The 24,105-nt window shown below is 47.5% G+C and carries 17 protein-coding genes; 12 read left to right on the forward strand and 5 right to left on the reverse strand.

The window, feature by feature from the left end:
• Positions 1-3 precede the first annotated feature (3 nt).
• Positions 4-1,344, forward strand: a complete 1,341-nt coding sequence (locus GPK60_RS11610) for a polysaccharide deacetylase family protein (protein ID WP_215660233.1) — start codon at positions 4-6, stop codon at positions 1,342-1,344.
• 174 nt (positions 1,345-1,518) lie between these two features.
• On the opposite strand, the gene GPK60_RS11615 is transcribed toward GPK60_RS11610, so the two are convergent.
• Together GPK60_RS11615 and GPK60_RS11620 are read right to left on the reverse strand one after the other, a co-directional pair.
• Positions 1,519-3,129 (reverse strand): CTP synthase, encoded by a 1,611-nt coding sequence (locus GPK60_RS11615; protein WP_022119540.1) that lies wholly within the window; start codon positions 3,127-3,129, stop codon positions 1,519-1,521.
• A 145-nt stretch (positions 3,130-3,274) separates the two neighbouring features.
• Positions 3,275-4,753 carry a DUF1846 domain-containing protein gene (locus GPK60_RS11620; RefSeq protein ID WP_147631928.1) on the reverse strand — a complete coding sequence of 493 codons (1,479 nt, stop codon included), beginning with the start codon at positions 4,751-4,753 and terminating at the stop codon, positions 3,275-3,277.
• A gap of 249 nt (positions 4,754-5,002) precedes the next feature.
• Here GPK60_RS11620 and ftsH point away from each other — a divergent pair, with 249 nt between their 5' ends.
• The 4 genes from ftsH to GPK60_RS11640 all read left to right on the forward strand — a co-directional run bounded on the left by ftsH (position 5,003) and on the right by GPK60_RS11640 (position 10,972).
• Positions 5,003-6,991: an ATP-dependent zinc metalloprotease FtsH gene (ftsH, locus tag GPK60_RS11625; protein WP_215660288.1), complete on the forward strand. Its 1,989-nt coding sequence runs from the start codon at positions 5,003-5,005 to the stop codon at positions 6,989-6,991.
• An 18-nt stretch (positions 6,992-7,009) separates the two neighbouring features.
• A complete protein-coding gene (gene uvrC, locus GPK60_RS11630) occupies positions 7,010-8,866 on the forward strand; it encodes an excinuclease ABC subunit UvrC (RefSeq protein ID WP_173897651.1) in 1,857 nt (618 codons plus the stop codon).
• 226 nt (positions 8,867-9,092) lie between these two features.
• Positions 9,093-10,043: an HPr(Ser) kinase/phosphatase gene (gene hprK / locus GPK60_RS11635; RefSeq protein ID WP_147631930.1), complete on the forward strand. Its 951-nt coding sequence runs from the start codon at positions 9,093-9,095 to the stop codon at positions 10,041-10,043.
• The gene (locus GPK60_RS11640) at positions 10,040-10,972 is read left to right on the forward strand and encodes an ROK family glucokinase (RefSeq protein WP_215660237.1); all 933 of its coding nucleotides are present in this window, start codon (positions 10,040-10,042) and stop codon (positions 10,970-10,972) included. Before hprK ends, GPK60_RS11640 begins: the two co-directional genes overlap by 4 nt.
• A 179-nt stretch (positions 10,973-11,151) precedes the next feature.
• On the opposite strand, the gene GPK60_RS11645 is transcribed toward GPK60_RS11640, so the two are convergent.
• Positions 11,152-13,938: a PBP1A family penicillin-binding protein gene (locus tag GPK60_RS11645; RefSeq protein ID WP_215660240.1), complete on the reverse strand. Its 2,787-nt coding sequence runs from the start codon at positions 13,936-13,938 to the stop codon at positions 11,152-11,154.
• A 445-nt stretch (positions 13,939-14,383) separates the two neighbouring features.
• Between GPK60_RS11645 and GPK60_RS11650 the strand changes: the two genes are divergently transcribed.
• The 3 genes from GPK60_RS11650 (at position 14,384) to GPK60_RS11660 (ending at position 16,354) form a co-directional block, all read left to right on the forward strand.
• Positions 14,384-15,031 carry a YigZ family protein gene (locus GPK60_RS11650; RefSeq protein WP_022119547.1) on the forward strand — a complete coding sequence of 216 codons (648 nt, stop codon included), beginning with the start codon at positions 14,384-14,386 and terminating at the stop codon, positions 15,029-15,031.
• Positions 15,032-15,106: 75 nt separating this feature from the next.
• Positions 15,107-15,928 (forward strand): glutamate racemase, encoded by an 822-nt coding sequence (murI, locus tag GPK60_RS11655; protein WP_215660243.1) that lies wholly within the window; start codon positions 15,107-15,109, stop codon positions 15,926-15,928.
• Positions 15,929-16,354, forward strand: a complete 426-nt coding sequence (locus GPK60_RS11660) for a DUF1934 domain-containing protein (protein WP_022119549.1) — start codon at positions 15,929-15,931, stop codon at positions 16,352-16,354.
• A 43-nt stretch (positions 16,355-16,397) separates the two neighbouring features.
• Here the strand turns inward: GPK60_RS11660 and GPK60_RS11665 are convergent, their stop codons facing one another.
• Positions 16,398-16,910: a hypothetical protein gene (locus GPK60_RS11665; RefSeq protein ID WP_022119550.1), complete on the reverse strand. Its 513-nt coding sequence runs from the start codon at positions 16,908-16,910 to the stop codon at positions 16,398-16,400.
• Positions 16,911-17,302: 392 nt separating this feature from the next.
• Between GPK60_RS11665 and GPK60_RS11670 the strand changes: the two genes are divergently transcribed.
• From GPK60_RS11670 to GPK60_RS11685, 4 genes are all read left to right on the forward strand, one after another.
• Positions 17,303-18,760, forward strand: coding sequence for a polysaccharide deacetylase family protein (locus GPK60_RS11670; RefSeq protein ID WP_022119551.1), 1,458 nt, complete (start codon positions 17,303-17,305; stop codon positions 18,758-18,760).
• A 34-nt stretch (positions 18,761-18,794) separates the two neighbouring features.
• Complete coding sequence (gene tig / locus GPK60_RS11675) at positions 18,795-19,997, forward strand: trigger factor (RefSeq protein ID WP_215660245.1); 1,203 nt, start codon at positions 18,795-18,797, stop codon at positions 19,995-19,997.
• 131 nt (positions 19,998-20,128) lie between these two features.
• Positions 20,129-21,790 carry a phosphoenolpyruvate--protein phosphotransferase gene (gene ptsP, locus GPK60_RS11680; protein ID WP_022119553.1) on the forward strand — a complete coding sequence of 554 codons (1,662 nt, stop codon included), beginning with the start codon at positions 20,129-20,131 and terminating at the stop codon, positions 21,788-21,790.
• Entirely contained in the window at positions 21,780-22,577 is a 798-nt protein-coding gene (locus GPK60_RS11685) for an HAD family hydrolase (protein ID WP_022119554.1), read from the forward strand. Before ptsP ends, GPK60_RS11685 begins: the two co-directional genes overlap by 11 nt.
• A gap of 70 nt (positions 22,578-22,647) precedes the next feature.
• On the opposite strand, the gene GPK60_RS11690 is transcribed toward GPK60_RS11685, so the two are convergent.
• Positions 22,648-23,874 carry a peptidoglycan-binding protein gene (locus GPK60_RS11690; RefSeq protein ID WP_173866384.1) on the reverse strand — a complete coding sequence of 409 codons (1,227 nt, stop codon included), beginning with the start codon at positions 23,872-23,874 and terminating at the stop codon, positions 22,648-22,650.
• Positions 23,875-24,105: the final 231 nt, after the last annotated feature.

Genomic DNA, 24,105 nt, shown 5'->3' on the forward strand with positions numbered 1-24,105 from the left:
CAGATGTTAAAAAAAGTAATACAAAGATATGCAGTCGCTTTTGGCATGGCAGCAGCCATGTTCGCCGCAGGAGCCGGGGGGATACAGAAAGCAAATGCGGCAGAGATTGCAGATCAGGCAGGAAGTGTACAGGAGTCTGAGACCGTGCGGCAAAGTGAAACGCCGCAGGAGTCCGAGATGCAGAGGCGGCCTGAGACTACACAGCAGTCCGAAACGACCGGCCAAAGTGAGACACTTCCTCTGAAAAATGTTAAAAAAGCACCGAAGCTTTCCGGAAAATGGGTAAAACAGCACGGAAAGGTTCGGTTTCTTTTACAGGATAAGACTTATGCAACAAAGACCTGGGCAAACATAAAAGGCAGATATTATTATTTTGATAAAAATGGTTTCCGCCGCCAGGGGCTGTTCCGCTATCGCAATGGAAAGACGTACTATCTTGGCAAAAAGGGAGCGATGGTCACCGGATGGCAGAAGATCAGAAAGCACTGGTACTATTTCGGCAAAAACGGTGCCATGAAGAAAGCGTCCTGGATCAGGACAAAGACCGGTTATGCCTATGTAGATGCAAAAGGAAAGCGAGTGGTAAGCAGCTGGGTCAAAGTAAAAGGCAAAAAGTACTATATCGATGAAAAAGGCGTCAAAGTGACAAAGAGCCGTTACATTGGCAACAAAGCTTATTATTTTGACAAAAAAGGTGTTTATCATAAGGACAAAAAGATCAAAGAGCGGCTGATCAACCCGAAAGGAAAGATGGTGGCACTGACGTTTGACGATGGTCCGGGACCTTATACCGACCGTCTGTTAAAATGTCTGAAGAACAACCGGGCAGCAGCGACTTTCTTCCTGGTTGGGACGAGTATCGCAAATTATCCGGATACGATACAGCAGATGGCGAAGCAGGGATGCGAGATCGGAAATCACACCTGGGATCATGCAAGCCTTTCATCTTTAAACGGCAGTTCCATACAGAGTGAGATCAGCAGCACAAATGCTCAGATCCGTGCACTCACCGGCCACAATGCGACGCTGGTGCGTCCGCCGTATGGAGCCTACAACAGCAATGTGCAGATCAATGCGGGAGCACCGCTGATCCTGTGGAGCATTGATACCCTGGACTGGAAGACAAGAAACGCCAAGAATACGATAAATGTGGTTATGAATGAAGTGAAAGACGGTTCGATCATCCTGATGCACGATATCCACAGCCCGTCTGTGGATGCAGCAGAAGTGCTGATCCCGAAACTGATCGCATCCGGTTATCAGTTAGTTACGGTCAGTGAACTGGCAAAATACCGCAGTGTAGCTATGTACAGCGGAGGCGTGTACAATGCCTTTTACCGCTGAGTGGATTTTACGGATCCAAGTAGCAAAGCGGATTGCGAATATCCGCTTAACATGAAATAAAGCTGGAGTATAATCGAAAGATATACCCCAGCTTTTTGTTACTTTGTGATGTGAGATTTATGATGCCTGCGGATTGTTCCGTGCGTCGCACTCCCACAATCCCTGGCATCATATCTATTCTGCTTCGTGTTTTGCGACAGCGGCTTCTACGAATCCACGGAACAGCGGATGCGGACGGTTCGGGCGGGACTTCAGTTCCGGATGAGCCTGTGTTCCGATGAAGAACGGGTGATCCGGAAGTTCTACCATTTCCACGATACGTCCATCCGGAGAAATACCGGAGAGCATCATGCCGTTTTCTGTGAGCACTTTGCGGTAATCGTTGTTAAATTCATAACGATGACGATGACGTTCATGGATCGTTTCTTCACCGTAAAGCTTATAAGCCAGGGAAGATTTATCCAGTACACAAGGATAAGAACCAAGTCTTAAGGTACCGCCGATATCCTCGATGCCGTCCTGCTCCGGCAGAAGTGCAATGACCGGATGGGTAGTATTAGGATCCAGTTCGATGCTGTGTGCGTCATTGTAGCCAACCACATGGCGGGCGAATTCAACAACCGATAACTGCATGCCAAGGCAGAGCCCAAGGAATGGGATCTTGCGGATACGGGCAAATTCGATTGCTGTGATCTTGCCTTCGATGCCACGGTCACCGAAACCGCCAGGTACCAGGATGCCATCCATATCACCGAGTACTTCTTCGACGTTACTGTTGTTGAGCAGTTCGGAATCCACCCACTTGATATTTACAGTCGCATGCTGTGCGATACCGCCGTGTTTCAGGGCCTCCACAACACTGATGTAAGCATCGTGCAGCTGGATATATTTGCCTACCAGAGCGATATTTACTTCTTTTGTCGGATGACGCAGAGCATTTACCATAGCTTTCCAGTCTTCCAGATCCGGCTCCGGGCAGTCAAGCTTCAGGCAGTCGCAGACAACCTGTGCCAGATGTTCTTTTTCCATGGCAAGCGGTGCTTCGTAGAGATATTCCACATCAAGATTCTGCAGAACATGGTCACTTGGCACGTTACAGAACAGTGCGATCTTGTCCTTGATGCCATTGTCAAGCGGCAGCTCGGAACGGCACACGATTACATCCGGCTGAATTCCCATACCCTGGAGCTCCTTTACGCTGGCCTGTGTCGGCTTGGTTTTCATTTCACCTGAGGCACGCAGGTAAGGGATCAGAGTAACGTGGATCAGGATCGCATTTTCATGTCCGACATCGTGCTGGAACTGACGGATGGACTCCAGGAACGGCTGACTTTCGATATCGCCGACCGTACCGCCAACTTCAATGATCGCAATGCTGGTTTCGTCTGATGTAAAATCGCGATGGAAACGGCTCTTGATCTCATTGGTGATATGAGGGATGACCTGTACCGTTCCACCGCCGAAATCTCCGCGGCGTTCTTTCTGCAGAACGGACCAGTAAATCTTACCGGTTGTGACATTGGAATTTTTCGTCAGACTTTCGTCGATAAAACGCTCATAATGTCCAAGGTCCAGGTCTGTCTCAGCACCGTCGTCGGTTACAAATACCTCACCATGCTGGATCGGATTCATCGTTCCCGGGTCGATATTGATATAAGGATCGAATTTCTGCATCGTTACTTTGTAGCCACGTGCTTTCAGAAGTCGTCCGAGGGATGCGGCTGTGATACCCTTTCCCAGTCCGGAAACAACACCTCCTGTTACAAATACATATTTTACTGACATAATTTCCTCCGTTCTGTGCACAAAACACGCATTTTTTTTGACCAGATATTAAGTTCCTAAAAAAAATACGGAAAAGATTATACACTATGCAAAGAAAAAAATCCAGTAAATCATACTGGATTTTTCAAAAAAGTGCAAAGAAATTTTAGTGATAGTTTTTGTTGTTCTCATATTTTGCTTCCATCGTGAACTGGATACCGAGCTGTTTCAGCTTTTTGATATCCACCGGGGAGAGCATAACAGAAGTATGTGCCTGGCATTCGGCAAGTTTCGGCAGCTGTTTCATAGCCAGAGCAGCATCTTCATGAGCGGCGGCACTGATGGACAGGGCGATCAGGACCTCATCGGTATGCAGTCTCGGATTGCGGCTTCCGAGGTAAGCAGTTTTCAGACGCTGGATCGGCTCCAGAGATTCCGGTGCAATGATATTTTTCTCGTGGTCAATGCCGGCAAGCTCTTTTAAGGCATTTAACAGAACCGCAGAAGCGGCACCGAGCAGGTCAGAAGTCTTTCCGGTGATGATCCTTCCGTCCGGCAGTTCTATAGCAGCAGCCGGAGCACCGGTCAGTTCTGCGACACGTCTTGCAGCCGGAACAACCTTGCGGTCGGTTGCAGTAACGCCGGCCTGGTTCATGATCAGCTCGATCTTATAAACTTCCTCTTCCTGATTGCGTCCGGTCAGAAGTCCGTTCAGTGCGTTGAAGTAGCGGCGGATGATCTCCTGGCGGGAAGCTTCCTGGCAGAGTGCATCATCGCAGATGCAGTTCCCGGCCATGTTGACGCCCATGTCAGTCGGAGACTGATAAGGGCTTTCGCCGTAGATCTTTTCAAACATTGCTTTTAAAACCGGGAAGATTTCCACATCGCGGTTGTAGTTTACCGTGGTAAATCCATAAGCTTCCAGATGGAACGGATCGATCATGTTGACATCGTTCAGGTCAGCCGTTGCTGCCTCATATGCCAGGTTGATCGGATGTTTCAGCGGAATGTTCCAGATCGGGAAAGTCTCGAATTTCGCATATCCGGCACGGATACCTCTGCGATGCTCCTGATAAAGCTGAGATAAGCAGGTAGCCATCTTTCCGCTTCCAGGACCAGGGGCAGTGATCACCACCAGAGGGCGGGAAGTTTCGATGTAGTCATTTTTACCGAATCCCTCATCACTTACGATATGAGAAACATTATTCGGATAACCCGGAATCATATAGAGGGTGTAAACCTTGATGCCGAGTTTGATCAGACGTTGTTTAAACAGGTCTGCACTGGTCTGTCCGGAGTATTTTGTGATAACGACACTTCCGACAAAAAGTCCACGTTCTTCGAAAGAGTCGATCAGACGCAGTACATCGGTATCGTAAGTGATGCCGAGGTCGCCGCGGATTTTATTTTTTTCAATATCCACCGCACTGATAACGATGACGATCTCTGCGTGCTCGGACAGCTGCATCAGAAGCTGAAGCTTGGAATCCGGCTCAAATCCCGGCAGTACACGGGAAGCGTGGTAGTCATCAAATAACTTTCCGCCAAATTCCAGATAAAGTTTGTCTCCGAATTTGTCAATACGCTCGCGGATACAGCGAGACTGTGTAGCAAGATATTTTTCGTTGTCAAATCCTTTTTTCATATGATTAAGAACCTTTCCTAAAAATTCAAGTCGGATGCACGCAAGAACCGGCGTGCATTTCCTTGTTACAAAGTAACTCTTGCACTAGTATACAATAAATCATACCCGTTCGGCTACCGTTTTTTTAGAAAAGATTCATAATTGTGAGCTTTTTTTCACAATCTATATATTGATTTCTTCTGAAACTGTACTTATAATGGGATAAGTTGGAGTTTGCATATGAGGAGGACAAAAATGGACAACAATCAGATGCAGGGCGGCGGTCCTGGCAGACCACAGGGACCGGGTGGACAAAAACAGCCGGACAATGGTCGCAATAAGAACAATGGGAAAAAGCAAGGCGGCGGCAAAAGCATTCTGGTTTTTCTGGTGATTACTTTGATTGTGATGCTTGCCACGAATATCGTTACCAGCATGGTAAAAGATACAACCGAGCGTGAGATCACTTATAATCAGTTTATTAACATGGTTGACCGCGGAGAGGTCGAATCTGTAGAGATCGGTTCCAATCGAATCGACATCAACCTGAAAAATCAGCCAATACCGGGTGTGAAGATCACCTGTTATACCGGTATCATGGACGATCCGACACTGACAGACCGACTGCTCAAGGCAGGCGTACAGTGTACCAAAACCGTACCGGACAATTCTTCTTACCTGATCTTAAATATCGTGGCAAATGTTCTGCCGCTGGTTATGATCGGATTTATTTTCTACTTTTTCATGCGTCGTATGGGATCAGGCGGCGGAGTCATGGGTGTCGGCAAGAGCAAGGCAAAAGTTTACGGCGAGAAGGAAACCGGTGTGACCTTCCAGGATGTTGCCGGACAGGATGAAGCAAAAGAATCGCTTCAGGAAGTCGTAGGATTTCTCGAAGATCCGCAGAAATACGTGAAGATCGGAGCGAAGTTGCCGAAAGGAGCACTGCTTGTCGGCCCTCCGGGTACCGGTAAGACACTGCTGGCAAAGGCAGTCGCAGGAGAGGCACATGTGCCGTTCTTCTCCATTTCCGGTTCCGATTTCGTAGAAATGTTTGTCGGTGTCGGTGCATCGCGTGTGCGAGACCTGTTTGAAGAGGCCAAAAAGAGTGCACCGTGTATCATTTTTATCGATGAGATCGATGCGATCGGTAAGAGCCGTGACAGCCGTTATGGCGGCGGAAACGACGAGCGTGAGCAGACACTGAACCAGCTGCTTGCGGAGATGGATGGTTTTGATTCCTCCAAAGGTGTGCTGATCCTTGCAGCAACGAACCGTCCGGAAGTTCTGGACTCTGCACTTCTGCGTCCGGGACGTTTTGACCGCCGAGTGATCGTAGATCGCCCGGATCTCAAAGGAAGAGAAGATATTCTGCGTGTACACGCAAAGAACGTTAATCTTGATGAGACGGTCAATTTCAAAGAAATCGCCCTGGCAACAGCCGGAGCTGTCGGATCAGACCTAGCAAATATGGTCAATGAAGCAGCCATCCTTGCTGTAAAAGCAGGAAGAAGTGCCGTATCTCAGGCAGATTTATCGGAAGCAGTCGAGCTGGTTGAGATGGGAAAAGAAAAGAAAAACAAGATCCTGAGCAAAAAAGAGCGGGAGATCGTTTCCTATCATGAAGTCGGACACGCACTGGTCAGTGCACTGCAAAAAGATGCAGAGCCAGTACAGAAGATCACGATCGTGCCGCGTACATCCGGAGCACTCGGATATGTCATGAACATTCCAGAAGAGGAGAAATGCCTCTATACAAAAGAAGAACTGTGGGCGAGACTGGTAGAATTTACCGGCGGCCGTGCAGCAGAGGAGATCGTATTTGGTTCGGTGACAACCGGAGCATCCAATGATATCGAGAAAGCAACTTCCATTGCCCGCTCAATGATCACACGCTACGGTATGTCTGAGAAATTCGGACTGACCGGTCTGGAGCGTGCGGCAAACCAGTACCTCGATAATCAGACGGTTCTGGACTGCAGTGAGGTGACACAGGCCGAGGTCGATAAAGAGATCACTGCCATGCTCAAAAAGGCATATAAGGAAGCAAAAGACATGCTTACGGCAAACCGCAGCATTCTGGATCACATCGCCGCTTTCCTGATCGAGAAAGAGACGATCACCGGAAAGGAATTTATGGAGATCCTGCGTAAAGTACAGGCAGAAGAAGCACAGAAAAACAGCGAAATACAGACCGAAGAAAACAGCACAAAAGTAAATCTTTCAAAAGAGAACACAGCAGACACCACAACCGAGTAAGTGAGGATGTAAAAGCAGATGTTTGATATTCAGGAAGAATTAAAAAAGCTCCCGGCTAAGCCGGGAGTTTATATTATGCATGATGACAGAGATGCCATTATTTATGTGGGCAAGGCGATCAGCTTGAAGAACAGGGTGCGGCAGTATTTTCAGACCAGCCGCAATAAAGGTGCCAAAATCGAGCAGATGGTCACAAGGATCGCCAGATTTGAATATATCGTGACGGATTCCGAGCTGGAGGCACTGGTTCTGGAGTGCAATCTGATCAAGGAACACCGCCCGAAGTACAATACGATGCTCAAGGATGATAAGACTTATCCTTTTATAAAAGTAACGACATCGGAGGCATATCCTCGGATTTTGTTTTCAAGGAGCATGAAAAAGGATAAAAATAAATATTACGGACCGTACACCAGTGCCGGGGCAGTCAAAGATACGATCGAGCTGATCCGTAAGATCTACAAAGTCCGTACCTGTAATCGCAGACTGCCGCAGGATATCGGAAAAGAGCGTCCCTGCCTGAATTATCACATCAAACAGTGTGATGCACCATGTCAGGGCTATATCAGTCAGGAAGAGTACCGCAGATCCTTAAACGGAGCGATGGATTTTCTGAACGGAAACTACGGACCAATCCTGAAAATGCTCGAAAAGCGGATGCTGGATGCCTCGGAGCGTATGGAGTACGAGGAGGCAGCGACCTGGCGTGACCTCAAAAACAGCGTCAGCCAGATCGCACAGAAGCAGAAGATCACAAGCAGCGACGGCGAGGACAAAGATGTGATCGCCGTGAAAATGGACGGCAGCGACGCAGTAGCCCAGGTATTTTTTATCAGACAGGGCAGGCTGATCGGCAGAGACCATTTCTTCCTGCGGATCGCACCGCACGATTCGCAGAATATCGTGATTTCCAGTTTTATGAAGCAGTTCTATTCCGGCACGCCGTTTATTCCAAGGGAGATCATGATCCCGTGTGAGATCGAAGATCAGTCCGTCTTAGAAGAGTGGCTCGGAAAGCGAAAAGGGCAGAAGGTGCACATCAAAGTACCGAAAAAAGGTACCAGGGAAAAACTGGTTGAGCTTGCCACGCAGAATGCAGAGATTGTCCTGCGACAGGACAAAGATCGTATCAAACGAGAAGAAGGACGCACAATCGGGGCGATGAAAGAAATTGCCGGCTGGCTGGATCTGCCAGATCTGGTACGAGTGGAAGCCTATGATATTTCCAATATCAGCGGTTTCGAGTCGGTCGGATCCATGGCAGTCTTTGAACGCGGCAAACCAAAACGAAGTGATTACCGCAAATTCCGTATCAAAACCGTGCAGGGGCCAAACGACTACGCAAGCATGGAAGAAGTCCTGACAAGACGTTTTACACACGAGAGTGACCCTGAGAAAAAAGAGTATGACAGTTTCGGAAAACTGCCGGATCTGATCATGATGGACGGCGGCCGCGGTCAGGTCAATATCGCACTTGGCGTTCTGGAAAAGCTGGATCTTAACATCCCGGTCTGCGGTATGGTAAAAGATGACCGGCACCGCACCAGAGGCCTGTATTATAATAACGTAGAGATCCCGATCGACCGCGACAGCGAGGGATTTAAACTGATCACCCGCGTGCAGGATGAAGCCCACCGTTTTGCCATCGAGTATCACCGCTCCCTGCGAAGCAAAGATCAGGTACATTCGATCCTGGATGACATTGACGGTATCGGTCCGGCAAGAAGAAAGGCACTAATGCGTCATTTCCTCTCCCTGGAAGCGATCCGCGAGGCGAGCGAAGAGGAACTGGCAGCAGTGCCTTCAATGACCGCCTTAAGTGCAGGAAAAGTCTACGCTTTCTTCCATGAAAAGAAAAAAGAAGAACAAGGATGATTGTATGCAGCAAGAATGCCTCTGGCATTCTTGAATTTTCATGTGAACAGTATACAATTTTTTACAGAATCTGTTTTGTTTCTTGTATGATGTGTACGGATGTGATAGAATGAGAGCATGAAATCGAAGGAACGTGCATGAATTTGACGATGTTGTGTGCGTTCATGAGCAAGTAGCGAAGCGGATTGTGAATGTCCGCTTTACTGACAGGAAAGGACAAAAACAGATGAACAGTAACAGTAGTGTAGAATTGACAAAAATTGCAAAAAGCATGGAACTGAAGAATCTGACACCGGATGTTGATATTTCATCGATCGTGGTGACCACACCGGATATCAACAGACCGGCACTGCAGCTGACCGGATATTTCGAACATTTCGCATCCGAGCGTGTACAGATTGTCGGTTATGTGGAATTTACTTATCTGGAGCATATGACGAGAAATCAGAGAGTGCATGCCTATGAGCAGTTCTGTGCCCATAAGGTTCCGTGCATTATCTTTACATCAAAAACGGATCCGGATGAAGATATCCTGCGTATCGCCACAGAGAACGGTATTCCGGTCTTTACCACAGAGAAAAATACATCTCCGTTTATGGCGGAGATCATCCGCTGGCTGAATGTAGAGCTGGCTCCTTGTATCTCTATCCACGGCGTGCTGGTAGATGTATACGGCGAAGGTGTCCTGATCATGGGCGAGAGCGGCATCGGTAAGAGTGAGGCAGCTCTGGAGCTGATCAAGAGAGGCCATCGTCTGGTATCCGATGACGTCGTAGAGATCCGCAAAGTCAGCGATGCGAGCCTGGTCGGAAGTGCTCCGGATATCACCCGCCACTTTATCGAGCTTCGCGGTATCGGTATCATTGATGCCAAGACCTTATTTGGTGTGGAGAGCGTGAAAAATACACAGACCATTGACCTGGTTATCAAATTAGAAGAGTGGGACAAGGACAAAGAATACGACAGACTCGGACTTCAGGAAGAATACACCGAGTTCCTCGGCAACCGCGTTGTATGCCATTCCATTCCGATCCGTCCGGGACGAAGCCTGGCTGTGATCGTAGAGTCTGCTGCTGTCAACCACAGACAGAAAAAGATGGGTTACAATGCAGCTCAGGAGCTTTATAACCGTGTTCAGAAGTCACTTGCAAAGAAAAAAGAGGAGCAGAAGAAATGAAAAAATATTGTTTTGGAATCGATATCGGCGGAACAACCGTAAAATGCGGACTTTTTAATGTAGACGGAGAAGTCCTGGATAAATGGGAAATTAAGACAAGAACCGAAAACAACGGCGAAAATATCATCGCAGACATCGCAGAGACGATGAATGCCAAGATCACAGAAAAAGGTCTGGACAAAGAAGAGATCGTCGGAGCAGGCGTTGGTGTACCGGGACCGGCAGATGAAGAAGGCAACGTTCCGGTAGCCGTCAATCTGCACTGGGGATTTGTACCACTTTCCAAAGAGCTTTCCGAAAAGACAGGTCTTGCGGTACGCGTCGGAAACGATGCAAACGTGGCAGCACTCGGCGAAATGTGGAAAGGCGGAGCAGTCGGCTATCACAATGTTGTTATGGTGACACTTGGAACCGGTGTCGGCGGCGGCATCATCATCAATGGCAAGATCGTAACCGGAAGCAACGGAGCCGGCGGTGAGATCGGACATATCCATGTAACCGACAGCGTTGACAAACCATGCAACTGTGGCAACACCGGATGTCTGGAACAGGTTGCATCTGCAACAGGTGTTGTATATCTGGCAAACAAAAAGCTGGCATCCTGCGATACCCCTTCCGTTCTGCGTGACGGAGAAGTCAGTGCAAAAAGCGTCTTTGATGCCGTAAAAGCAGGCGATGCAGTTGCACAGGAAATCGCAGAAGAATTCGGCAGATACCTCGGTCTTGCATGTGCAAACATCGCAGGTGTGGTAGATCCGCAGGTATTTGTAATCGGCGGCGGCGTCTCCAAAGCCGGAAAGATACTCTTTGATTATATCGAGAAATATTACAAAAAATATGCATTTCCATCCTGCAAAGATGCAAAATTTGCACTGGCAACACTGGGCAATGATGCCGGTATCTACGGTGCAGCAAAACTGATGCTGTAATAAAACAACGGCAGTCAGCACCGCAATACTTGCAGAAGTGAGAGTCTTCTCCGATTGAGATAAATAAAAATTCCATGAGAATTTACTTGATTTAAGTAATATCCTCATGGAATTTTTTGTATCCAAATGAAATTTTAAGATTCAGACAACACATGCTTTGAACACCAGAGCAGATGCTTTTATGGAATGATCTCCAGGATGTCATCTCCGCCCGGAGCCGTGGTGCCTCCGGAGTCTCCGCCGGAGCCACCGCCGGAAGTGCTGCCGCCGGAGCCGGAACCTGTGCCAGAGCCGGTACCTCCGCTTCCGGAAGAATCGCCGGAGCCGGAATTGCCGTCAGGTGTAGTTGTTGAACCGGAATTTGCATCAGAACCCGGCGTGGTCGCACCATCCTTCTTCGAATCATCGGCATCCATATCTGCCGCATCCTTTTTCGGATTCAGGATATCCGTGATCTTATCCAGGATGTTGTGACCTTTGCAGGTCGCACTTGGCGGAGCATAAGCGGAATCTTCCGTTGTGCCCTCGCTTCCGGCCGGTCGTTTGACAAAGATTTTCGTTGTCGTGGTACAGGTCGCAGTCGGGAGCAGTCCGGTGGAAGAGCAGACCTTTACAGCCGTGTGCACATCGCAGCTCTTGGTCGGTGTCGTGCCTTTTGCAAAATATTCCGTGTAAGCCATGGAGCCTCGCGGATCTCCGGTGCAGACACCATCCACGGCGAGCAGTCCGGATTTCTTACATACATAGGCAGTTTCCACACTGTCCGGCTGTTCAAACTGTCTGACCGGAAGATTTTCGTGGATGCGGCTCATGATCGCAGTCCACAGTTTTTTGTGATACGTGTGGTAAAGATCGCCGGACGGGAGCGTATCGTGGTTGTCATAGCCGCCCCAGACCGTACACGTATAATACGGGCTGTATGCGGCAAACCAGATATCACGGTCGTCCGAAGTCGTACCGGTCTTGCCGGCAATCGGCATCTCGCCGAGGCTGACATCGGAGGCTGTTCCGCCGGCTTTTACAACATCCATCATCGCCTGTGTCAGCAGGAAAGCGGTGCTGTCCTTTAAAACCGTCTTTTCTTCCGGAGTGTTGTCAATGATCACTTTTCCTTCGGAATCCTCGATACGGGAATAAAACTTCGCTTCGTTGTATTTGCCGCCGTTAGCGATCGTTGCATAGGCATCGCACAGCTCGATGTTTACGACACCGTCCGTGATACCGCCAAGAGCCAGCGGCTGGCGTACGTCCAGATTTTCATCATCGTAAAGTGTGCTGATGCCGAGAGCTTCGGCATACTCAAAACCAAGCCGCGGTGTGATCTCGGTCAGACATTTGACTGCTACTACGTTAATTGAACCTGCGATCGCCTGACGGATCGTAGTCAGTCCGGTGTAAGCATTTTTACCTGCCCAGTTATTGACCGGGACACCGTTTGTGTAATTGTAAGGTGCATTGTCGAATACCGTAGCAAGCGTCATATTTTCGGCATCAAGAGCCGGAGCGTATGTGCTGACGATCTTAAAAGTCGAACCAGGCTGTCTGCGGGTTTCCGTGGCACGGTTCAGCGTCAGGCTGGCTTCCTTTTCGCCACGTCCGCCGACGATCGCCTTCACATATCCGGTCTCATTGTCGATGATCACGACAGAGGCCTGTGGCTGCGGAACAAGAGAAACACGCTCGCCAAGCACAGTATCGCCTTTTTCAACCATGGCGTTTTTGTAAGTCTCTGCGGCAGCTTTTGCAGATTCCTCATCGTCAAACATCATGTTAAAAGAGCTGTCCTGTTTCTGGAACCAGCTGCGGAGCATTTCACTGCTGTAATTGATAATCTCGCCGTCGGATTTCTGGATACTCAGAGCATAATCGAGACCGATCAGCGTCACCGAAGGATAATTCTCCGGGTTGGCAAACTCCTCATCACAGATTTTTTGAATCTCTTCATCCTGATTGGAATAAATCTTCAGACCGCCGGAGTAAACAGCTTTGTAAGCCTGCTGTCTGGTGTATCCCTTGACTTCCACAAGGTCATCCATGACCTGTTCGATCAGAGCGTCCGTATAGTAACTGTAAATAGAAACCTCGTCCGTCTCCTGAGCCGTTTTCTGGATACGGGAATACACATCGTCCGCAAGGGCATCCTGCTGCTGCTGTTCGCTGATATAGCCCTGATCGACCATTTTCTGAAGAATGATCTTGCGTCGCTTTGCATTCTCATCCGGATTGATGATCGGATTGTACAGCGTCGGATTCTGTGTAATGCCGGCAATGACCGTAGATTCCGAGAGATTCAGCTGAGATACATCTTTATTAAAATAGCGTTTGGCAGCAGCCTGTACGCCGTACGAGCTGGCACCTAAGTTGATCGTGTTCAGATAATCCTGCAAAATCTGGTCCTTCGACATCTTTTTCTCCAGCTGCAGAGCCAGATACTGCTCCTGGAACTTACGACGCAGCTTCTGAGAAAGAGCCGTCTGCGTCACCCAGTCCGTAAAAACATTATTCTTGATCAGCTGCTGCGTGATCGTACTGGCACCCTCTGAGAAATCCCCACTGGTGATGCCGATCACCGCGGCACGGGCGATACCCTGGATATCGATGCCGTGATGCTTGTAAAAACGCTCATCCTCGACGGCAACGATCGCATGCTGCAGATCCTCCGGGATCTGATCCAGCTTCACAAGAATACGGTTGGAAGTTGATTCGGCAAGCTTCTGGACCGGTTTATTGCCGGTGTTATAGATGTAGGTGGCCGATTCTGCCGGTGCAACCGAGAGAGAATCGATGTTAGGGGCACTGGCGATCAGCCCTTTGATCATGCCGACACCGGCCGCCGTGCCAAGGATGACGCAAAACAGCAGAAGTACCAGAAAAATCTTCAGAGCCGTAAGCGAAATACGCCTGAAGATCCTGGTTCCCGTTGGAATGCTCTTCTTGCGGGCAACGTGGTTTTTGTCAAAATTCATATAAAATACCTCCGAAAAAAGACAGTAAGTTTTGCTATGTAAAAACGATAACGTTTAAAAAGCAGGATGTGCTACAAAATCATTCAAAATTTGCTCATTTTTCAGCGAAAAATGGCTGCTTTCTCATGATTTAACGGAACCCATGATGCCATACGGATTGTTCCGTACTGCGTACTTTCACAATCCTACCCAACATTCGCATATCGTGAAGCTTACGCTCCACTTTTATGCTCATATTTGGGCGGGTCATTAAGCCATAAAACCACTCCTGTGCAAGCACATCGTGGTTTCAGGCTTTTGACCCTGGCATCTTAGTATTTTATCACACAACTTTGAGGAAAGAAAGAGCAAAGGAGGATTTCTGCTGTTGCTTCTTTTGGGGGACTCTGGTAAGATAGCATAAGTATTACCGAATTCTGGAATTTTAATCGGAGGGTTTTGGCATATGAAAGAATATAAAATTGTCTATTGCGGCGGAGAGGGCGAGATCGTTGAGAAAAAATCACGTTTTATCGCGACCGTAAAGCCGGTGGACTCGGAGGAGGAAGCATCTGCATTTATTGCAGAGATGAAAAAGAAATACTGGGATGCCAGACATAACTGTTCTGCATTTGTGATCGGGGAACATAATGAAATACAGAGAAGCAGTGATGACGGGGAACCGGCAGGAACAGCAGGTCATCCGATGCTGGACGTGCTGCTCGGAGAGGGCATCCACAACACAGCCGTTGTGGTGACACGTTATTTCGGCGGAACACTGCTTGGAACAGGCGGGCTTGTCCGTGCGTATTCAAAATCTGTACAGGCAGGGCTTGCGGCCAGCACCGTACTCGAAAAGAAAAAAGGCTTTCTGCTGGCGATGGAAACCGATTATTCCGGGATCGGTAAGATCCAGTATCTGCTCGGACAGAGAGGGCTTCTGATCACAGATTCTCAGTATACGGACAAAGTGACCGTCGAGACTCTGGTTCCGCAGGAAGAGCTTGTCTCTGTCAAAGAAGAGATCACAGAAGGGACGAACGGCAAGACGGTCTTTGCAAAAGAAGAACCGGTTGCCTATGCATTTGACGGGAAAACACCGGTCTTTTTCTGAGCAGGGAAAGGACTGCTTGCAATTTACAGGGGTTCGACGTAAAATATAAGGGATTAATTCGGAGGAAAATAATTTATGAGTGACAGATGTAATGCTCCGGTAGGAGTTTTTGATTCCGGCGTTGGCGGTCTTACGGTGGCTCGTGAGATCATGCGAAACCTGCCGGAAGAGAATATCGTATATTTCGGGGACACAGCCCGTGTTCCTTATGGAACAAAATCAAAAGATACGGTGCTGCGTTATTCCAGACAGATCATCCGCTTTTTAAAAACACAGGATGTCAAAGCGATCGTGATCGCCTGCAATACGGCAAGTGCCTATGCACTGGAAGATGTGGAAAAAGAACTGGATATTCCGATCATTGGTGTAGTAAAGCCGGGAGCGAAAGTAGCATGCGAGGCAACCCACAACAAAAAGATCGGTGTCATCGCCACAGAAGCAACAATAAATTCGGGAATTTATTCTTCTTATATCACCAGACAGGACCCGCAGATCCAGGTGATCGGCAAGGCATGTCCGCTGTTTGTACCGCTCGTAGAAGAAGGATGGCTGAAAGACTCGGTGACATTTGAAGTTGCGGGCAGATATCTGCGGGAACTGATGGAGCAGGACATCGATACCCTGATCCTTGGATGCACCCACTATCCGCTTCTGCGTTCCACACTGCGTGAAATTGTCGGAGAAAAGGTGACACTGGTCAATCCGGCTTATGAGACTGCACGTGAGCTGAAACAGCTTCTTGCAGAAAAAGGACTGACAAACATCCAGTCTCAGGAAGAAGCACGTAAATATCAGTTTTATGTCAGCGACCAGGCAGATAAATTTATGAGATTTGCAGATTCGATTCTGCCATTTGATGTAAATACCACAAAGAAGATCAGCATAGAGGAGTACTAAATGACAAAAGATATAATGCTCCGCATCAGCGGTGTACAATTTCCGGATGGAGAAGAAAACAGTGAAGAGATGGAAGTGATCACTTCCGGCAGCTACTTTGAAAAAGACGGCCGCCATTATATCAAGTACGATGAAGTACAGGAAGATTCCAATGAAGTGATCCGCAATCTTCTGAAAATCGAAAACGGCAGTCTGGAACTGACCAGACGCGGGATGACAAACGTGCACATGGTGTTCGAAAAAGACAAAAAAAGCGAATCTTATTACGACACCCCATTTGGAAGATTCCTGGTCGGGATCTCCGCAACACATCTGGATGTCAGCGAAAAAGAAGACAGCATTGATGTGCAGGTAAAATACGCACTGGAGATCAACAGTGAGTATATTGCAGACTGCAGCATCAGCATCTGTGCGAATTCCAAATAAAAAGTGCATCCATATCTCTCGATATGCATGCACTTGAAAGTTTTTATTTCTTCTTTTTCTTTCCCTTGGAATCTTCGGCAGCAGATGCATTGAGCTCTTTTGACTTGCGAAGAAGCTTTTCGGAAAGACGGACACGCAGGCTCTTTTTCTGCTGCGGTGCCTCAACTCGTCCGCCGCGGACACTCTTGATCTCAGTTATGTAGATACCGCTGACAACAGCCTTGATCTCTTTCTTTACCGGAATAGAATCAAAAATAGTTGTTTCGCTGATCAGCGTCTGGATCTTAGGACCGATCTTTGCTTTGACAACCGGGATCTTCGTACGACGCATATACCACGGTGTCTGATCGATGACGATCTGAGGAAGACCGGATTCCTTTAGTTTGAGGCGTTTCTTATCAATAATAAGCATAGAGACGACCTGACGAGTCGCTTCGAGCTGTTCCTGTTGTGCGGCCTGTTTTTTCTGTGCTTTCTGTCCAAAGTAATAAAGAAGTGCAAGTGCGATTACCAGCACGAGCAGAATTACAATGAGGACATTCCAAAATGTAGACATAGTACACCCTCCTAAATAAGTTCATATATTTCAATATTGTACCATTTATTTGCAGAAAGTGCAAGAAGCGGTACCGAATAATTACAATTTTATGAATATCATCAATTTAGGGTGGTAATTTCTATTATAGATGTGATATTATTATGATTCGAGGGATCAATGGACATAAAATGTATGCTTGCATACAGTTTTATGTCTATGGAGCCCGTAAAAACATGAGAAAGTAGTCCGCCAGGACGGATTTCGAATGTTTTCAGGATTGCGAGAGCATGAAATGCGGAGCAATCCGTGGAATCATAATAATGCAAGGTGGCCAGAGTATGACTTTGGAACCCGTAAAAACATGAGAAAGCAGCCTGAAGGGCGAATTTATCACCAGTGTGGAGGGGAATATGAACGAAAGTGAAAAAAAGGAGCGAGCGGATGCCCGCAAAAAAAGAAAAAGGCGACAGATGTTTATAGGGAGGATGATCATAGTCATTCTTCTGTTCATCATCCTTGGCCTGTGTGCATTTCTTGGGAAAGATATGCTTGAAAAGAAAAAGCTCCGGGACAACCGGGAGCAGGCAGCGACCAGTGCTGAAAGTGAGAGTACGGCAGATACCGCAGGCACAGAGAGTGCAGCCGAGACAGAAACACAGGCACAGAAAAAAGAAGACGATATCATGTCTCAGGCAGAGTTAAAGGCAGCACAGTATGATTATGACGGTGCAATTGAGCTTTTAAAGGCATCTTCTGATTTCGCAGACAGTCAGGATATGCAGGATAAAGTGGCAGAGTACGAGCAGGCAAAATCGGAGCTTGTAGAATATCCACTTGACCAGGTGACGCATGTATTTTATCATACATTAATATATGACACCTCGAAAGCATTTGATGGTGATTCCAAAGAAGCCGGATATAATCAGGTTATGACTACCATCGATGAGTTCAACAAGATCACACAGTCTATGTATGACAAAGGATATGTGATGGTAAGTCTGCATGATATGTGTACGGTCAATGAAGATGGTACCGTATCACCGGGCAAGATCATGCTTCCGCCGGGCAAAAAGGCATTTGTCCTTTCACAGGACGATGTCAGTTACTATCATTATATGGATGGTGATGGCATGGCAACGAAGCTGATCGTGGATGAAAATGGCGATATTAAAAATGAATATAAAGAAGATGACGGAAGTATATCAGTAGGCGATTACGATATGGTGCCTCTGATCGATCGCTTTGTGGAAGAGCATCCGGATTTCTCCTATCACGGACATAAGGGAATCATTGCTCTGACCGGATACAACGGTATACTCGGTTATCGCACCGATATCGCATACAAGACAAGAAAAGACCTGGATGAGTACCAGGAGAAATTCTTCGAAGAGAACCCGGATTTCGACAAAGCAGCCTGGAAAAAGGAAAGACAGCAGGCGAAAAAAGTGGCAGATGCCATGAAAGAAGAAGGATGGGAGTTTGCAAGTCATACATGGGGACATATCAATGTTGGCGAAGCAAGTCTTGAAAGACTGCAGACCGATACACAGAAATGGCTGGACTATGTAAAACCGCTTGTCGGAGACACCAATGTGATCATTTTTGCCTTTGGTTCCGACCTTGGCGACTGGCAGCCATACACATCAGATAACGAAAAATTCGCTTATCTTAAGAGCATGGGATTTGATATTTACTGTAATGTAGATTCCACGCAGTACTGGGTACAGTTTGGAGAAAATTATATGCGTCAGGGAAGAAGAAATCTGGACGGCTACCGTATGTATTATAATCCGGAAATGCTGGAAGATCTTTTTGATGCCGGAGAAGTCTTTGATAAATCAAGACCGACACCGGTACCGGAAATGTAAAGCGACGCAAGATCTGAAAGGAGAAACAACTACAATGAAAAGAAAAGTAATCGCAGCCCTGCTTCTTGGCATGGCGATCACCGTGACAGGATGTTCAGGAAACACGACAAAAGATACAGACACCACAACCGAAGCAGCATCGGATGCGTCTTCTGAGACAACTGCAGACAGCTCATCTGAGAGTGAAGCAGCAACAGAAGCAGCAGAACGCCCGGACTACAAAGCACTGGATTATGTCAAACTGGGAGACTACAAAGGACTGGAAGTAACACTGGCATCCACCGATGTCACAGACGAAGAAGTCGAGCAGCAGGTTGAGACAAACTTAAACAACAACGACAAATCCGAAGAGATCAAAGAAGGTACTGTAGAAAACGGCGATGTGGCAAACATCGACTACGAAGGAAAATTAAACGGAAAAGCATTTGACGGAGGCACAGCAAAAGGCTACGACCTGACGATCGGCTCCGGCAGTTTCATCGACGGCTTTGAAGACGGACTGATTGGCAAAAAGATCGGAGATACCGTAGATCTGAACCTGACTTTCCCGGAAGATTACAGTTCCACCGACCTGGCAGGCAAAGAAGTTGTATTTACCGTTAAGATCAATTCCGTAAAACGTGCACCAAAGCTGACAGATGAGCTTGCAGCGGAAATTTCCAATAATGAATACAAAACAGTAGAAGCATACAACAACTATATAAAAGAAGACCTGGAGAAGACGAAAAAAGAAAACCAGCACAACCAGGAACTCAATGATCTGGTAGCACTTGCATACCAGAATGCAACCGTAAACGATTATCCGCAGGAAATGATCGATTATCAGCTGGAGCAGGTTACCTCCTATTATAAATCCTACGCAGATCAGTATGGCATGGAATATGCAGATTTCCTGAAACAGCAGGTAGGTATGACGGAAGAAGAATTTGTAAAGCAAATGACAGAAACCGTAAAACAGAGCCTTGGCCAGGAAATGGTACTGCGTGCGATCGCAGAGACAGAAGGCGTTGAGATTTCCGATGAAAAATTCCAGGAAAAAGCAAGCGAATACGCAGCACAGATGGGATCTACAGATGTGGATGCATTTATCAGCCAGTATGGTAAGAGCACGATCATGGCAAGTATTCTGCAGGATGAAGCAGTGAAGATCCTTGAGAAAAATGCCGTTGTAAAAAATGCAGACGGTACACTGGCAGAGACAACAGCAGAAACCGAGACAGAAACAGCATCTAAATAAAAAAATGTCTGTAATGATCCGGTGCAGGCCGAAGCACTTGCTGCCGGGCCATTACAGGTGTTTCATAAGAAAAATTGTAATTGCGAAGTTACTGAGCATTACATAAGTAAAATAAGTGAGGAGGAAACTTAATGATTACGTTACAGGGAAAAGGTGTTTTTGGTGGGATCGCAATTGGAGAGATCGCTTTCTTTAAGAGAGATTCCGGTGTAGTACAGCGAAAAAAAGTAGAAGATCCGCAGGCTGAGATCCAGCGTTTCGAAAATGCAAAAGCAAAAGCAATTGAAGAACTCGGTGAACTGTATGACAAAGCCGTTTCTGAAGTTGGCGAGAGCAATGCCATGCTTTTCCAGACACATCAGTTCATGCTGGAAGATCTGGACTATGTAGAAGCAATCGAAAACATGATCCAGACACAGTCTGTAAATGCAGAATATGCAGTCAGCGTTACCGGAGACAATTTCTCACAGATGTTTGCTTCCATGGATGATGACTATATGAGAGAGCGTGCAGCTGACGTAAAAGATATTTCAGCCCGTGTAGTGAAAATCCTTACCGGAGCAGGTGAGAGCGGACTGGTAACGGACAAGCCGGTCATTCTTGCATCAGACGATCTGGCACCAAGCGAGACTGTACAGCTTAATAAGGACATGGTATTGTCTTTTGTGACACAGGGCGGTTCTACGAACTCCCATACCGCAATTCTTGCAAAGACGATGAACATCCCGGCAATCATCGGTATCGGTGATGCACTGGATGAGAAATACGAAGGAAAAGAAGCCATCGTGGATGGAGCAAACGGATGCCTGATTATCGAGCCGGATGAAGAGACCATGAAAGAATATCAGGCAAAGAAACAGGAGTATCTGGCACAGCAGGAGCTTCTGCAGCAGTTCCGCGGCAAAGAGACCGTATCTTTGGATGGACAGAAAGTAAAACTGTATGCCAATATCGGAAATGCATCTGATATCGGAGCTGTGATCAAAAATGATGCAGCAGGCATCGGACTGTTCCGAAGCGAGTTTCTGTATCTGGAAAATGACAATTTCCCGACGGAAGAAGAACAGTTTAAAGTATATAAATATGTGGCTGAGACGATGGGACAGAAACAGGTCATCATCCGTACACTGGATATCGGAGCAGACAAGCAGATTGATTACTTCAACCTGCCTCACGAAGAAAATCCGGCAATGGGTTACCGTGCGATCCGTATCTGCCTGAAACAGCAGGATATTTTCCGTACACAGCTGCGTGCTCTGCTGCGTGCATCTGCATTTGGAAACATTGCCATCATGTTCCCGATGATCGTGGCACTGGAAGAAGTACTGCAGATCAAAGAGATCGTAAAGAGTGTTATGGCAGAATTAGATGCAAGTGGCATCCCGTACAACAAAGAGATCCAGCTTGGTATTATGATCGAGACACCGGCAGCAGCCATGATCAGCGATGATCTGGCAAAAGAAGTCGATTTCTTCAGCGTCGGAACAAACGACCTGACACAGTATACAACCGCTGTAGACAGACAGAATGCAAACCTGGAGGGATTCTATTATCCGCATCACAAAGGTCTGCTGCGTCTGATCAAAATGGCAGCAGACAATGCACATAAGAACGGCATCTGGATTGGTATCTGCGGAGAACTCGGGGCAGATATGGAGATGACAGAAGCATTCCTGGCAATGGGCATCGACGAACTGTCTGTATCACCGGCATGTGTTCTGCCGCTGCGTAAGAAGATCCGCGAGACTTCAGTCAAAGAAAGACAGGAAGAAATCTTAAAAAATGTGCTCTAAAATATTTTGTTTTGATTTAGATATGACACTTCTGGATCACAAGACTTTTCACATTTCCGAAAAAGTGCTTAAGGATCTGGAAGCACTGAAAAAAGAAGGTCATGTGGTAGCTGTCGCAACCGGTCGCGATATGGACAGTGAATTCAGCAAAGCATACAAAAAACAGCTTCAGCCGGATGCAATCGTCCACAGCAACGGCCAGAAAGTAACCGTAGGCGAAAAAAAGATCCGGGAAGTCTTCATGGATCCGAAGCTGATCGCCCGCATGATGGAGTTCTGCCGTGAGCATCATCTCTGCATCGGCATGAACATCGGCAAATACGGCTGCTATGTCAACAAAGAAGTGCTGATCGAGCATGAAAAGCGGATTTTCGGAGACGGAGACCGCGAGTACATAGACGAGTCCAACCTTCTGACACACCCGTTTTACGGACTGGCATACTTTGGCGATCCAAAAGGTACCGATCTGCTCCGGGAAGCATTTCCGGAAATCAAGACGCCGCTTTTTGCCGACCGCAGAGGGGCAGATGTCATCACAAAAGAAGTTTCCAAGGCAAACGGCATCCAGGCACTTCTGGACTATTACCAGAAAGACTGGTCTGACATCGTGGCATTTGGAGACAGCATGAACGATTACGAAATGATAGAGAAGGCAGGAAACGGCATCGCCATGGGAAATGCTGTGGATAAGCTCAAAGAAGTGGCAGATTACGTGACCAGGCCGATCGAAGAAGAAGGCGTGAGCTTTGCACTTCGCCATTTCGGTTATCTTCCGGCGGATCAGTAGATTATAAAGCAAGGTCAGATGTGCACTCATCAGGATGAGAATGCACAGTCTGACCTGCTTTTTTAGATATTTAACGAAGCTCTGCGATGCGGGTCACGCCGACATAGATCTCCTGGATTTTATACCAGGTGCGATAGTCCACAATACCGGTCACCGGAAGATTGAAAATATCCTGAAAAACTTCCACCGCCTTCTGTGTATCTTCTCCGTAAATACCATCTACGGCGATCCGCGGGATCAGAGGATAATTATTTGAAATCGCATTTAACTGTTCCTGCATCTGCTCCACTTTCGGCCCGGTTGCCCCGATGTCGAGATCGTATCCAGGCCAGGAAGAAGGAATCCCGGAAATCTCCTCCGCTGAATTGATGTAGATGTTGTCACCATAGTAGTAGCGGAGGATTTCTGTGGCTGTGTATCCCTGATCTGCCAGAGACTTTGAACCCCACTGTGACATCCAGTTCGGACAGCTGACCCGTTTGCCGTCGCAGTACTGCGTCAGGATCGGCTGTTTGACGTTCGGGCGGGATAAATAATCGGCAAAAAGCTCATCCACAACCTCCGAAATACTCTCAAAAATATTTCGGCTGTAGATCCATTTGTGGTCAAATGCCGTCGAGGACGTGATCGTAAAATCAAATCCTTTATTGCGGTACCATTCCGTGTATACACGGTTTAAGGTAAACGACATAATCGCCAGCACATTGGCACGGATGGCGGCCTTCGGCCAGGTGGCATAGATTTCGCTGGAAGCCACATTTTTGATATAATCGCGGTAACGCACATAATAATCGCCCGCAGTGCTGTCCGTCGGGGCACCGTCATGCACCACGATAAATTCCGGGATCACCACGCGGCTTAGGACGATCTCGCCGCTCTGCGAGAGAGGTTTGATCTCCGCCTCTGCGATTTTTGGCGGATAATCGCCATAGAGCGTGTGAGCCGGGATCACGACATTGTCATATGCTTCCGGGCCGGCGAGCGGTTTCAGCCGGATATCCTGCAAAGCCAGCTGATTTGCGAGGATTTCCGCACCGGAGATCGTAAGCGGCTCATAGCCCGGAGCCGTAATGCGGAAATTGTACTCCGAGTAAGGCTGCATTTCGCCGGGACTTAAACTGTATTCCTCCGGCGGAGCCTCCAGCTCCAACGTATCCGTTTGTCCGACACTGTCCGTTCTGACTTCTTCCAGGATCTGATCCGGTTCCCCGGTGCTTGAAATATCAATCACGGCATCCTCCACGGGAGCAGCACGCAGCTGGGAAGTAACCTGTATCTGTAATTTTCCGGTAGCCATAGAACACCTCAAAAATTCCCTTGAAAAAGTATATGCAGAAGAACGGAAAAGATGCCAGAAAACAACTTCTGTGCCGACACATCGTGCTTTCAGGCTTTTGAACCTGACATTATTTGTATAACTAATCATAAAAATGCATAAAAATTCGCAAACAAGTACTTGCAATCTTGATTATCTTGTGGTAGAATCTTAACAATTTGAGCATTTATGTATCCAGGGCTGAGGGGGGCG

The sequence above is a fragment of the Ruminococcus sp. MCC718 genome (assembly GCF_018783905.1).
GTDB classification, from domain to species: Bacteria; Bacillota; Clostridia; order Lachnospirales; family Lachnospiraceae; genus Hominisplanchenecus; species Hominisplanchenecus faecis.

What these genes read in the sequence shown, in the direction of transcription:
- GPK60_RS11610 (WP_215660233.1), top strand. Translation starts at nt 4, where the DNA reads ATGTTAAAAAAAGTAATACAAAGATATGCAGTCGCTTTTGGCATGGCA.
- GPK60_RS11615 (WP_022119540.1), bottom strand. Translation starts at nt 3,129, where the DNA reads ATGTCAGTAAAATATGTATTTGTAACAGGAGGTGTTGTTTCCGGACTG.
- GPK60_RS11620 (WP_147631928.1), bottom strand. Translation starts at nt 4,753, where the DNA reads ATGAAAAAAGGATTTGACAACGAAAAATATCTTGCTACACAGTCTCGC.
- ftsH (WP_215660288.1), top strand. Translation starts at nt 5,003, where the DNA reads ATGCAGGGCGGCGGTCCTGGCAGACCACAGGGACCGGGTGGACAAAAA.
- uvrC (WP_173897651.1), top strand. Translation starts at nt 7,010, where the DNA reads ATGTTTGATATTCAGGAAGAATTAAAAAAGCTCCCGGCTAAGCCGGGA.
- hprK (WP_147631930.1), top strand. Translation starts at nt 9,093, where the DNA reads ATGAACAGTAACAGTAGTGTAGAATTGACAAAAATTGCAAAAAGCATG.
- GPK60_RS11640 (WP_215660237.1), top strand. Translation starts at nt 10,040, where the DNA reads ATGAAAAAATATTGTTTTGGAATCGATATCGGCGGAACAACCGTAAAA.
- GPK60_RS11645 (WP_215660240.1), bottom strand. Translation starts at nt 13,938, where the DNA reads ATGAATTTTGACAAAAACCACGTTGCCCGCAAGAAGAGCATTCCAACG.
- GPK60_RS11650 (WP_022119547.1), top strand. Translation starts at nt 14,384, where the DNA reads ATGAAAGAATATAAAATTGTCTATTGCGGCGGAGAGGGCGAGATCGTT.
- murI (WP_215660243.1), top strand. Translation starts at nt 15,107, where the DNA reads ATGAGTGACAGATGTAATGCTCCGGTAGGAGTTTTTGATTCCGGCGTT.
- GPK60_RS11660 (WP_022119549.1), top strand. Translation starts at nt 15,929, where the DNA reads ATGACAAAAGATATAATGCTCCGCATCAGCGGTGTACAATTTCCGGAT.
- GPK60_RS11665 (WP_022119550.1), bottom strand. Translation starts at nt 16,910, where the DNA reads ATGTCTACATTTTGGAATGTCCTCATTGTAATTCTGCTCGTGCTGGTA.
- GPK60_RS11670 (WP_022119551.1), top strand. Translation starts at nt 17,303, where the DNA reads ATGAACGAAAGTGAAAAAAAGGAGCGAGCGGATGCCCGCAAAAAAAGA.
- tig (WP_215660245.1), top strand. Translation starts at nt 18,795, where the DNA reads ATGAAAAGAAAAGTAATCGCAGCCCTGCTTCTTGGCATGGCGATCACC.
- ptsP (WP_022119553.1), top strand. Translation starts at nt 20,129, where the DNA reads ATGATTACGTTACAGGGAAAAGGTGTTTTTGGTGGGATCGCAATTGGA.
- GPK60_RS11685 (WP_022119554.1), top strand. Translation starts at nt 21,780, where the DNA reads ATGTGCTCTAAAATATTTTGTTTTGATTTAGATATGACACTTCTGGAT.
- GPK60_RS11690 (WP_173866384.1), bottom strand. Translation starts at nt 23,874, where the DNA reads ATGGCTACCGGAAAATTACAGATACAGGTTACTTCCCAGCTGCGTGCT.